Below are 11,835 nucleotides of genomic sequence, written 5' to 3'. Positions count from 1 at the left end.
GCCGATGTCGCTACAATGCCGGCATGTCCATGCCCGCACCTTCTCCCGATGCGCTCGCCGCGTCCCATTCCCTGCAACGGCTGATCGCGGCCGAGATCGAAGCACATGGCGGGGCGATCGCGTTCTCGCGTTTCATGGAACTGGCGCTGTACGCGCCCAGGCTCGGGTATTACAGCGGCGGCGCGTCCAAGCTCGGCGCGGACGGCGATTTCACCACCGCGCCCGAGATCACGCCCCTGTTCGGCGCGGCCCTGGCCCGCGTGGCAGCCGCTATTATCGCCCAAAGCGCGCCCGACATCATCGAGTTCGGCGCCGGCACCGGCAAGCTGGCGCGCGACCTGCTCGCCGAACTGGCGCGCCAGGGCGTGCGCGTCAACAGCTATACCATCATCGAATTGTCGGGCGAACTGCGCGCGCGCCAGCAGGAGGCATTGAAGGACCTGCCGGTGGTGCGCTGGCTGGACGGCATGCCGGAACGCTTCTCCGGCGTGGTGCTGGCCAACGAGGTGCTGGACGCCATGCCGGTCGAACTGGTCACGCGCACCCCGGCCGGCTGGATGCGCCGCATGGTGGGCATTCAGGACGGCGCCTTCGCCTTGCTCGACCAGCCGCTCGATGCGGAACTGGCGGCCCAGCTGGCGCGCCAGGTGCCGGACCACGAACAGCTGCCGGAAGGTTATGTTACGGAGCTGCACCCGGTGGCGGCCGGCTTCATGCGTTCCCTCGCCGCCATGTTCGCGGGCGGGAAGGGCGCCGCCATCCTGCTCGACTATGGCTTCCCGGCCCACGAGTACTACCTCGACCAGCGCATGGGCGGCACCCTGATGTGCCACTACCGCCACCACGCCCATCCCGAACCCTTCTACCTGCCCGGCCTGCAGGACATCACCGCCCACGTCGACTTCACGGCCATGGCCCTGGCGGCCCAGGACGCCGGCCTGCCGGTGCTGGCTTATATGAACCAGGCTTCCTTCCTGCTCGGCGCCGGCCTGGGCGAACTGCTGACCGAGACCGACCCCGAGGATGCCCTGCGCTACCTGCCCCAGGCCAGGGCGGTGCAGAAGCTGGTCTCGCCGGCGGAAATGGGCGAATTGTTCAAGGTGCTGGTGGTCGGAAACGAGGTGGAATTGCCTGACGCAATCGTGCGCGCTGACCGGTCTCACCGGTTGTAGACTTTATGATATCTTGCACAGCGGACACAAATCCGGCTAAGCTGTGCGTATCCCCGCGCCTGGTCCGGCTTCCAGGATCGGCTATCATGAGTTGATGAGAACGCAGCGGGCACGCCCCAGACATGGCCAAGATCCATACCCATTATGACAACCTGAAAGTGTCGCGCCACGCGCCGCAGGAGGTCATTCGTGCCGCCTACAAGGCCCTGAGCCAGAAATACCATCCCGACAAGAATCCGGGCGACGAAAAGGCCGCCCGCATCATGGCGATCGTCAACACCGCCTATAACACCCTGTCCGACCCGGTGCGCCGCAAGGAGCACGACGAGTGGATCGCCTCGGAAGAATGGGAAGTCGAATGGCTGGAGAGTTCCAGCGCCGAGGAAGGGCAGGGGCGCGAGCGCCAGAAGGCGCCCGAGAGCTGGGAAGCCCGTCCGCCCGAGCGGCCGCGCCGCGCGCGCCTGATGCGCGATCCGCGCTGGTGGCTGGGCCTGTCGACCTGCTTCGTGGCTGGGGCCGGCGCCGCCGTGCTGCTGGCCCAGCAGCCCCACATGCTGCCTAGCGCCCTGGCCTGGCCCGGCAAGCCGGAGGTCGCGGCCAGCGCCGCCCATGCCGACGATCCCGGCAACGACAACAGCATCGAAGGCTGGGCCCGCCGCTACAGCGGCGAGGCCGGCAAGGAACCGCCGCCCGACATCAAGGCCCTGGCCGTCACCCAGCTGGTGGTGCCGGCGCGCGCGCCCGACTGCAGCACCGACCTGCAGACCATGACCGCGCCCAGCGGCGACCCCTGGCCGGCCGAGTCCGGCTATGTGCCGGGCTACCCCGTCGGCAACAACGGCAGCGAAATGCAGGTGGTGGTCGACAACAGCGCGAATGGCTCGCCGGTCTTCGTCAAGCTCTATGACCTGGACCGCCGCGCCAACGTGCGCCACGCCTTTGTCGGCGCGCGCGAGACTTTCCTGATCGACAAGCTGGCGGCCGGCAAGTACGAAGTGCGCTACCAGAACATCCTGATCGGCGCGCCCAAGGGCGAATGCATCAACGGCCGCCGCGCTCCGCTGCGCCAGGCGGCGGCTTTCAATCCAGGCAACTAAGCCGGCCTCGGGCTGTAATGCAGTTAAGTTAGCGCATACACGTCATTCCGGCGCAGGCCTGGTCGGCCACGCCGGAATCCAAGTTCTCCGAGCTGTCGAGCCGCCGAACTTGGGCCCCGGCGTGGCCGACCAGGCCTTCGCCGGGGCGACGGTTTTTCTGCTAACTGAACAATATTAGGCTTAGGGCTGTCGTTTTTTTCCACGCAGCACTGTTTGGCTACCCATTCTAAGTATTTTTAGTTCCGTGCCGTAATATACTGGACCGACGCCGCGCGCCCATGCAGCAGCGGCCGGGATGCCCAACGCAGGCTTAACGGAACAACATGAACGAATTAGAAGGCCTCACCGCCCTGATCATCGAGCCCCATTCGGGCATGCGCGCCAATATCCACAGCATGCTCAACATGTGCGGCCTGACGAAGATCGAGCACGCCAGCAGCTCCAACCAGGCCGTCAAGCAGCTCGGGCTGCGCCAGTTCGACCTGGTGCTGTGCGAGTACGACCTCGAAGGCGGCCAGGACGGCCAGCAGCTGCTCGAGGACCTGCGCCACCACAAGCTGATGGCGCTCGCCACCATGTTCTTCATGGTCACCGCCGAGGGCAACCACAGCAAGGTGGTCAGCGCCGCCGAGCTGGCGCCCACCGACTACGTGCTCAAGCCCTTCACCGCCGACCGCCTGCTCGAGCGCATCGCGCGCGCCCTCGACCGCCGCAACGCCTTCCTCCCTGTGTATACCCTGATGGAAGCGGGCGACCAGCAGGAGGCGCTGGCCGCCTGCATCGAGGGCCAGGCCCAGTATCCGCGCTACGCCATCGACTTCCTGCGCCTGCGCGCCGAGCTGCACATGTTCCTGGGCGAGGCCGACCAGGCCGAGCCGATCTACCGCCAGCTGGTGGAAGCCAAGGCCATCGCCTGGGCCCGCCTGGGCCTGGCCAAGACCCTGTTCGTGCGCCAGCGCTACGAGGAAGCGCGCGAGATCCTGGAAGACCTGGTCTCCAGCAACCAGACCTTCGTCGACGCCTACGACTGGCTGGCGCGCACCCATGCGGCGGTGGGTGACCTGGGAAAGTCGAAGACCGTGCTGCACGAGGCGGTGGCGGTCTCGCCGCATGCCGTGCGGCGCCTGCGCACCCTGGGCGAGACCGCCTTCGAGGCAGGCGACACCGAGGCCGCCGAGAAGGCGCTGCGCAAGGTGGTCGAGAAGGCCAAGTATTCCGAATTCCGCGATCCCGAGGACCACGTCAAGCTGGTGCGCACCCTGGTGCGCAAGGGCGACCCGGTGGCCGCCGCCGCCGTGATCCGCGACCTCGACCGTTCCATGGGCGGGCGTCCCAATACCGCCCTGTGCAGCGCGATCTCATCGGCCCTGCTGCATGAGTACACGGGCAACGAGACCCGCCTCAACGAGTCCCTGAACACGGCGCTGGACGCGGCCAAGGACGCGCCCAACCTCTCGCCTGACATCAAGCTGGAACTGGCGCGCGCCTGCCTCGACAACGACATGGCCGAGGGCGCCAGCGACATCGTGCGCGACGTGATGCGCAACGCGGCCAACGACGCCATGGTGCTGCGCGCCATGGGCGTGCTGGAGCAGGCCGGCCACGGCGAACTGGCGCGCACCCTGGCCCAGGAAAGCCGCCAGCACGTGGTCGACCTGGTGGCCGACGGCGCCGCCCGCGCCCGCAGCGGCGACTACAAGGGCGCGGTCGGCCTGATGCTGGAAGCGGCGGCCAAGCTGCCGCAGAATCCGGCGGTGGCCTTCAACGCCGCCCTGGCCGTGCTGCGCTGCCTAGAGCACCAGGGCTGGGAAGATCGCCTCGGCCAGCAGGTGCCGGCCCTGATCGGCAAGGTGCGCCAGCTCGATCCGGGCAATGCCAAGCTGGGCGCGCTCGCGGCCCTGCACCAGCAGGTGCTCAAGAAGTACAACAGGGCGGCGCCGCGCAAGAGCGCCGCACCGCTCCAGAAGGTAGGCTAAGCCATGACCACCCTGCCACCGGAGGGCGTCACCCGCCGCGTGCGCGCGGCGCTGATGCAAAAGGTCTGCGGTAACGAGGAAATGTTCGCCCTCGGCGCCGCGATCGCGCGCGTGGTCGAGATGGCCTCCGGCGAGGACAAGGGCGCCCACGACCTGGCCTATTACGTGGTGTCGGACGTGGCCCTGACCCAGCGCATCCTGCGCCTGTCGAACACCGTCCACTACCGCACCGTGTCCGGCACGCCGGTGACCACCATCTCGCGCGCCATTTCCCTGCTGGGCTTCGACAACGTCCGCGCCACCGCCCTGGCCATGCTGCTGGTCGACGCCCTGGACGCCGGCGAGCACGCCGGCAGCGTCCGGGTCGAGCTCGAGGCGGCCCTGTGCGCCAGCCTGGTCGGGCGCGAGATGGCCCACCACAGCTTTTACCAGGGCGCGGAAGAGGCGGCCATCTGCGCCTTGTTCAAGAACCTGGGCCAGTTGCTGGTGGCCTGCCACGAGCACGACCGTTACCGCGAGATCGCCGCCCTGATCGCGGCCGGCAAGCACACGGTGGGGCAGGCTTCGCAGCTGATCCTGGGCTGCAGCTACGACGCCTTGGCCCAGGCGGTGCTGGCGGAATGGAAGATTCCCGACCTGATCGTGCGCGCCCAGGCCTCGTTGCCGCCGACCGCGCTCCAGGTCGCCAGCAACCGCGGCGAGTGGATGCGCCAGGTGGCGTCCTTCGGCCTGGACATCGCGCGCCTGATGGGCCGCAGCCACGAGCCGGCCGCCACCCCGGAGGCGCTCGGCCTGCTGCAGCGCTACGGCGAGGCGCTCGACCTCGACCAGGCGCGCATGGACAGCCTGTTCGCCAATGTCCAGGACGGCATGAGCGCCCTGCTGCAGAGCATGAACATGGAGCCCGCGCCCAAGACCGCGCCCGAGCCGAGCGGCCTGCCCAACGTGCTGCTGCTGGCGACGCTGGATGCGGGCGAGGAAGTGCTGGAGGGGACTTATCCGAGCGGCAAGCCGAAGAATGCGCGCGAACTGCTGCTGGCCGGGGTGCAGGATGTGACCCAGCTGCGCGCCTCGGGGCGGGGCAAGGTCAACGACGTGATCATGGGTGTGCTCGAGACCTTGTATGGCGCACTGGGCTTCCGCTTCGCCACCGTGTGCCTGAAGGATGCGCGCAGCAGCCAATACCGGGCCCGGGTGTCGCTGGGGGAGGGCAGCGACCGGCTGCAGGCCGGCTTCGCCTTCCCGGCGGGCGGCAAGGACTTGTTCCACCTGGCGATGGAGAACGATGCCGACCTGATGATCTCGGATGCGCGCAGCCCCAAGATCCGCGACCTGCTGCCGGCCTGGCACAAGGAGCTGCTGCCGGATTCCAGGAGCTTCATCGTGCTGCCGCTGGTGGTGGGGAAGGCCCAGCTCGGGCTGTTCTACGCGGACCGTACCGAGATCGCGCCGGAGGGCGTGCCGCCGGATGAGACGTCCTTGATCAAGGCCCTGAAAGGACAGGTGCTGGCGGCGCTGGCGCCCTAGGTGCCGGTTGGGGAACTTGGGCCCCCGCCTGCGCGGGGGCGACGTTCTTGTGCAGCGGGCCCTGAGTTTACGTAGCGGTTTGCTACAAGTGCCTGGGCCAAAGCGCGGTCACCGTAGCTGGCAGATCGCTACGAGTCCCTTTAGATGAAGCGCCTGCACGTCGCTGAAGCGCCTCCACGTCGCTGAAGCGCCTCCACGTCGCTCCCGCGCAGGCGGGAGCCCAAGTCTCGTGCAGCAGGCCCTGGTGTACGTAGCGTAGCCGTTCGCTACAACTGCCTTGGCCAAAGCGCGTATGCCCTACCTGGCAGATCGCTACAAGTCCCTTTAGATGAAGCGCCTGCACGTCGCTGAAGCGCCTCCACGTCGCTCCCGCGCAGGCGGGAGCCCAAGTTCAAGCGACCCCATCCAACCCGCCATTCCCCACGTCCACCTTTTTTGCACTCCACACAAAACAGCCCTTGCAGCTTTCAAGCCTGCCCTATACAATCACGCCCCGAAGCAACGCTGCTATGCGAGGCAGACAAAGTCTGCGGCGAAATAGTTGACAATACGTTGAGATTGCTTCATACTCTGCGGTTCTTCGCGGTGGGGTGGCCGAGTGGTTAAAGGCAGCAGACTGTAAATCTGCCCTCTCTGAGTACGCTGGTTCGAATCCAGCCCCCACCACCAAAAGAAGAGTCGAAGGAATTGAAAGTTGTACCTCGCGGGTGTAGCTCAATGGTAGAGCAGAAGCCTTCCAAGCTTACGACGAGGGTTCGATTCCCTTCACCCGCTCCAGTTTGTGCGGTGAGTTATCTAGCCGCAAAAAATAAGCCCTTGTAGCTCAGTGGTAGAGCACTCCCTTGGTAAGGGAGAGGCCACGTGTTCAATCCACGTCAAGGGCACCAGAATTTTGTACGGCAGTCCGCAATACTCGTCCGTCAGGTGTGCCTGGTAATTCTCAAAAAAATCGTTAGATCTTAGGAGTCTGAAATGGCAAAGGAAAAATTCGAACGGACCAAGCCGCACGTCAACGTCGGCACCATCGGTCACGTTGACCACGGCAAAACCACCCTGACGGCTGCGATCGCAACCGTTCTGTCGAAGAAGTTCGGCGGCGAAGCCAAGGCATACGACCAGATCGACGCGGCTCCGGAAGAGAAGGCACGCGGCATCACCATCAACACCGCGCACGTCGAGTACGAGACCGCGAACCGTCACTACGCGCACGTTGACTGCCCGGGCCACGCCGACTACATCAAGAACATGATTACCGGTGCTGCGCAGATGGACGGCGCGATCCTGGTGTGCTCGGCCGCTGACGGCCCGATGCCGCAGACCCGCGAGCACATCCTGCTGGCGCGTCAGGTTGGCGTTCCGTACATCATCGTGTTCCTGAACAAGTGCGACCTGGTCGACGACGCAGAACTGCTGGAACTGGTCGAAATGGAAGTGCGCGAGCTGCTGTCGAAGTACGAGTTCCCGGGCGACGACCTGCCGATCATCAAGGGTTCGGCACGTATGGCCCTGGAAGGCCAGGCTGGCGAAATGGGCGAAGACTGCATCATGCGTCTGGCCGAAGCGCTGGACAGCTACATCCCGACCCCGGAACGTGCCGTTGACGGCGCCTTCCTGATGCCGGTGGAAGACGTGTTCTCGATCTCGGGCCGCGGCACCGTGGTGACCGGTCGTGTCGAGCGTGGCGTGATCAAGGTCGGCGAAGAAATCGAAATCGTCGGTATCGTTGACACCGTCAAGACCACCTGCACCGGCGTGGAAATGTTTCGCAAGCTGCTGGATCAGGGTCAGGCAGGCGACAACGTCGGTCTGCTGCTGCGCGGCACCAAGCGTGAAGACGTCCAGCGCGGCCAGGTTCTGGCCAAGCCGGGCTCGATCAAGCCGCACACCGACTTCACCGGCGAAGTGTACGTCCTGTCGAAAGACGAAGGCGGCCGTCACACCCCGTTCTTCAACAACTACCGTCCGCAGTTCTACTTCCGTACGACTGACGTGACCGGTTCGATCGTGCTGCCGGCCGACAAAGAAATGGTCATGCCTGGCGACAACGTGTCGATCACCGTCAAGCTGATCGCTCCGATCGCGATGGAAGAAGGTCTGCGCTTCGCAATCCGCGAAGGCGGCCGTACCGTCGGCGCCGGCGTGGTTGCCAAGATCATCGCCTAATTAAGTCGATGCAGGGGGAAGCGGAGAAACTTCCGTTTCCCTCGAACAGCATTGTCCGGTACGCGTGTACCGTGTATAATGCTGGATTCAACGAGAAGTTTTCGTAGGGGTGTAGCTCAATTGGCAGAGCGTCGGTCTCCAAAACCGAAGGTCGCGGGTTCGATTCCCTCCGCCCCTGCCACCGAATTCTGGTGCGCAGCACCGAAAGTAAACAAGAATGTCTAATCAATCCGTGCAAACTGTCAGCACCTCGAATGACAAGTTCAAGGTTGCTCTGGCGGTGGTTGCTGTGATTGCAGGTGTGGTCGGGTTCTTTTACCTGACCGGCCAGAACAAACCAGCCTTGGTCGCCGCAGGCGCCCTCGTGGCTGGTTTAGTTTTTGCTGTCCTGCTTTTGTGGACCTCCGCCTCCGGCCGCGATTTCCTGAACTTCGCCAAGGAGTCCGTGCGCGAGACCAAGAAAGTGGTCTGGCCGACCCGCCGCGAAGCCACCCAGATCACCGGCATCGTGTTTGCCTTCGTGGTCGTGATGGCGATCTTCCTGTGGGGCACGGATAAGATCCTCGAATTCCTGTTGTACGACGTGATCCTGGGTTGGAAATAAACAATGAGCGAAAACCAAGATAACGTGCCGGGCGATGTCCCGGCATCTGACGCTGGTGCGCCGCTGAGTGTCCCGGTCAGCAACAAGCGCTGGTACGTCGTGCACGTCTACTCGGGCATGGAAAAGAGCGTGATGCGCGCCCTGACCGAACGCATCGAGCGTGCCGGCATGCAGGAACAGTTCGGCCGCATCCTGGTTCCGACCGAGGAAGTCGTCGAAATGCGCAACGGCTCGAAAGCCGTCTCCGAGCGCCGCTTCTTCCCGGGCTACGTCCTCGTCGAAATGGAAATGACCGACGAGACCTGGCACCTGGTTAAGAACACCAGCAAGGTCACCGGTTTCATCGGTGGCAAGTCGAACAAGCCGACGCCGATCCCGGCGCGCGAGATCGACAAGATCATGCAGCAGGTCCAGGAAGGCGTCGAAAAGCCGAGGCCCAAGGTCCTGTACGAAGTGGGCGAGCAAGTGCGTATCAAGGAAGGCCCCTTCACCGACTTCAACGGCAACGTCGAGGAAGTCAACTACGAAAAGTCGAAGGTGCGTGTCTCGGTCACCATCTTCGGCCGCGCGACTCCGGTGGAACTGGAGTTCGGGCAGGTAGAGAAAGTCTAAAACGCCGTAATCGGAGCGTCGCAGCAGCTAGGCGGAATCCGGTAAGAGGAGCCCCGCCAGCGAGTAGTCGCGGTGGGGCGCTACTACTCAATGCCAATTAGGAGCCATTCATGGCAAAGAAAATTATTGGCTTTATCAAGCTGCAAGTTCCGGCTGGTAAAGCAAACCCGTCCCCTCCGATCGGTCCTGCACTCGGTCAGCGTGGCCTGAACATCATGGAATTCTGCAAGGCGTTCAACGCCCAGACCCAAGGTTTCGAGCCGGGCATGCCGATTCCGGTCGTGATCACCGCGTTCGCCGACAAGTCCTTCACCTTCGTGATGAAGACCCCGCCGGCAACCTACCTGATCAAGAAGGCCGCTGGCGTCACCAAGGGTTCGGCCAAGCCGCATACCGACAAGGTCGGCACCCTGACCCGCGCCCAGGCTGAAGAAATCGCAAAAACCAAGCAGCCGGACCTGACCGCTGCCGACATGGACGCCGCCGTGCGTATCATCGCCGGCTCGGCACGTTCGATGGGCATCACGGTGGAGGGTGTGTAATGGCTAAGCTGTCCAAGCGCGTCAAAGAAATGAGAGCGAAAGTCGACCGTAACAAGGTGTACGCGTTCGACAACGCCCTGGCAATCGTCAAGGAATTCGCAACCGCCAAGTTCAACGAGTCGATCGACGTCGCCGTGCAACTGGGCGTGGACCCGAAGAAGTCGGACCAGGTCGTCCGCGGCTCCGTCGTGCTGCCTGCTGGCACCGGCAAGAGCGTGCGCGTCGCCGTGTTCGCCTCGGGCGACAAGGCAGAGGCTGCTAAAGCCGCTGGCGCCGACATCGTCGGCATGGAAGACCTGGCAGAACGCGTCAAGGCCGGCGACATGCCGTTCGACGTGGTCATCGCTTCGCCGGACACCATGCGTATCGTCGGTACCCTGGGTCAGATCCTGGGCCCGCGCGGCCTGATGCCGAACCCGAAGGTCGGCACCGTGACCCCGGACGTCGCTGGCGCCGTGAAGAACGCCAAGGCCGGTCAGGTGCAGTACCGTACCGACAAGGCAGGCATCATCCACGCCACCATCGGCCGCAAGTCGTTCACCGACGAACAGCTCAAGACCAACCTGGTCGCGCTGATCGACGCCCTGAACAAGGCCAAGCCGGCAAGCTCGAAGGGCGTGTACCTGCGCAAGGTCGCGATCTCGTCGACCATGGGCGCTGGCGTCCGTGTCGATCACGCTTCGATCGCGGCCTGATAGGGTGATCCGCGACGGCGGTGCGCAGCACCACCGTCGTCCCCGCGAAGGCGGGGACCCAAGGTAGGTTTTTAAAGAATCAAGTCCTTGTAGTTTCACCGCAAGGCGCATCTTTGGGCTGTCGGAGCAAAACACCGCTCCGGCAGGCAATCAAAGACCGTTGGGCCGAAAGCAGAGGTTGAGCCGGAGGTTAATAGACCACCCAACGCAGATGGTGTACCCGAACAAGTTTTGTAGTCCACGCTGCGTGAGTTCATCCGCGTTAGATTGACTTCTTAACTTCGGACGCCGTGTTCGAACCGATGCAAGCGCTCTTGCTTGCATCATTTAAGGAGATTGACCGTGGGTCTTAATCTGAATGACAAAAAGGCAGTCGTCGAAGAAGTGAGCGCGAAAGTTGCAACCGCGCAAACCATCGTCGTCGCCGAGTACCGTGGCATCCAGGTTGCTCACTTGACCAAACTCCGTGCAACCGCGCGCGCCCAGGGCGTGTACCTGCGTGTTCTGAAGAACACGCTGGCACGTCGCTCGGTGGAAGGCACGCAGTTCGCCCCGCTGGCTGACGCCATGACCGGTCCGCTGATCTACTCGATCTCGGACGACGCCGTTGCTGCCGCTAAAGTCATCGCTGACTTCGCGAAAACCAACGACAAACTGGTCGTGAAAGCCGGTAACTACGCAGGCAAGCCGCTCGACGTGGCTGGCGTGACTGCCCTGGCGAACATCCCGTCCCGCGAAGTCCTCATCGCCCAGCTGCTGGGCGTCATGCAGGCTCCGGTGTCGGGCTTTGCACGAGTTCTGGCTGCAGTCGCAGCACAAAAAGGCGAAGGCTCGGCTGCTCCGGCAGCGGAAGCCGCAGAAGCGTAATCGCTTCGCGACTTTTTGTTCAAGTAGAACCAATCCTGTACTACACACACAATATATTTGGAGTTTCAAATGGCAATTAGCAAAGAAGAGTTCCTGGACGCAGTTGGCGCAATGTCGGTCATGGAACTGAACGACCTGGTCAAGGCTTTCGAAGAGAAGTTCGGCGTGTCGGCAGCTGCAATGGCAGCACCGGCAGCTGGCGGCGCAGCCGGCGGCGGCGCAGCTGCTGCTGAAGAGCAGACCGAATTCAACCTGGTCCTGGCCGAAGTCGGCGCGAACAAGGTCGGCGTCATCAAGGCCGTCCGCGAAATCACCGGTCTGGGCCTGAAGGAAGCCAAGGATCTGGTCGACGGCGCACCGAAGGTCGTCAAGGAAGCCCTGCCGAAGGCAGACGCAGAAGCCGGCAAGAAGAAGCTGGAAGAAGCTGGCGCCAAGGCCGAGCTCAAGTAATACAATCGCATCGGGCATCTTTCGGGATGCCCAGCGTGGGAGTCAAAGCTTGCGGAACCTGCCGAAAGGGAGGGGATGCGGCTTTGGCTCTTTTGTCGTCCCTGCAGCAAACGTTTGTCGCACCCCGCAG

At 63.7% G+C, this 11,835-nt stretch carries 10 protein-coding genes, 4 tRNA genes and 1 pseudogene; all 15 read left to right on the top strand.

Translation table 11 applies throughout. The features are described 5' to 3' along the window. Nucleotides 1-23 precede the first annotated feature (23 nt). The 15 genes and pseudogenes from B0920_RS22320 (at nt 24) to rplL (ending at nt 11,705) form a co-directional block, all read left to right on the top strand. On the top strand, nt 24-1,172 hold the full coding sequence (locus tag B0920_RS22320; RefSeq protein ID WP_078034876.1) for a class I SAM-dependent methyltransferase: 1,149 nt from the start codon (nt 24-26) through the stop codon (nt 1,170-1,172). Between the two features lie 122 nt (nt 1,173-1,294). After that, nucleotides 1,295-1,486: pseudogene (locus B0920_RS26555) on the top strand (J domain-containing protein); the annotation flags it as partial. Nucleotides 1,487-2,592: 1,106 nt separating this feature from the next. Beyond that, nucleotides 2,593-4,245: a tetratricopeptide repeat-containing response regulator gene (locus B0920_RS22310; RefSeq protein WP_078034874.1), complete on the top strand. Its 1,653-nt coding sequence runs from the start codon at nt 2,593-2,595 to the stop codon at nt 4,243-4,245. Nucleotides 4,246-4,248: 3 nt separating this feature from the next. Then, a complete protein-coding gene (locus tag B0920_RS22305) occupies nt 4,249-5,772 on the top strand; it encodes an HDOD domain-containing protein (RefSeq protein ID WP_078034872.1) in 1,524 nt (507 codons plus the stop codon). Nucleotides 5,773-6,356: 584 nt separating this feature from the next. Continuing rightward, nucleotides 6,357-6,441, top strand: a tRNA-Tyr gene (locus B0920_RS22300). Nucleotides 6,442-6,475: 34 nt separating this feature from the next. Continuing rightward, nucleotides 6,476-6,549 (top strand) — tRNA-Gly (locus B0920_RS22295). A gap of 35 nt (nt 6,550-6,584) precedes the next feature. Continuing rightward, a tRNA-Thr gene (locus B0920_RS22290) sits at nt 6,585-6,659 on the top strand. Nucleotides 6,660-6,744: 85 nt separating this feature from the next. Then, nucleotides 6,745-7,935, top strand: coding sequence for an elongation factor Tu (gene tuf / locus B0920_RS22285; protein WP_078034771.1), 1,191 nt, complete (start codon nt 6,745-6,747; stop codon nt 7,933-7,935). 105 nt (nt 7,936-8,040) lie between these two features. Next, nucleotides 8,041-8,116, top strand: a tRNA-Trp gene (locus tag B0920_RS22280). Between the two features lie 36 nt (nt 8,117-8,152). Beyond that, nucleotides 8,153-8,539, top strand: coding sequence for a preprotein translocase subunit SecE (secE, locus tag B0920_RS22275; RefSeq protein ID WP_078034871.1), 387 nt, complete (start codon nt 8,153-8,155; stop codon nt 8,537-8,539). A gap of 3 nt (nt 8,540-8,542) precedes the next feature. Further along, nucleotides 8,543-9,151: a transcription termination/antitermination protein NusG gene (gene nusG, locus B0920_RS22270; RefSeq protein ID WP_078034870.1), complete on the top strand. Its 609-nt coding sequence runs from the start codon at nt 8,543-8,545 to the stop codon at nt 9,149-9,151. Nucleotides 9,152-9,261: 110 nt separating this feature from the next. Then, nucleotides 9,262-9,693 (top strand): 50S ribosomal protein L11, encoded by a 432-nt coding sequence (rplK, locus tag B0920_RS22265; protein WP_078034869.1) that lies wholly within the window; start codon nt 9,262-9,264, stop codon nt 9,691-9,693. Continuing rightward, nucleotides 9,693-10,388 (top strand): 50S ribosomal protein L1, encoded by a 696-nt coding sequence (gene rplA / locus B0920_RS22260; RefSeq protein WP_078034868.1) that lies wholly within the window; start codon nt 9,693-9,695, stop codon nt 10,386-10,388. Before rplK ends, rplA begins: the two co-directional genes overlap by 1 nt. Before the next feature lie 342 nt (nt 10,389-10,730). Beyond that, complete coding sequence (gene rplJ / locus B0920_RS22255; protein ID WP_078034867.1) at nt 10,731-11,255, top strand: 50S ribosomal protein L10; 525 nt, start codon at nt 10,731-10,733, stop codon at nt 11,253-11,255. A gap of 69 nt (nt 11,256-11,324) precedes the next feature. Then, nucleotides 11,325-11,705 (top strand): 50S ribosomal protein L7/L12, encoded by a 381-nt coding sequence (rplL, locus tag B0920_RS22250; RefSeq protein ID WP_078034866.1) that lies wholly within the window; start codon nt 11,325-11,327, stop codon nt 11,703-11,705. Nucleotides 11,706-11,835 lie beyond the last annotated feature (130 nt).

Origin of the sequence: Massilia sp. KIM (assembly GCF_002007115.1) — a bacterium.
GTDB lineage: Bacteria > Pseudomonadota > Gammaproteobacteria > Burkholderiales > Burkholderiaceae_D > Telluria.
This window is presented reverse-complemented; position numbering and strand designations above follow the sequence as displayed.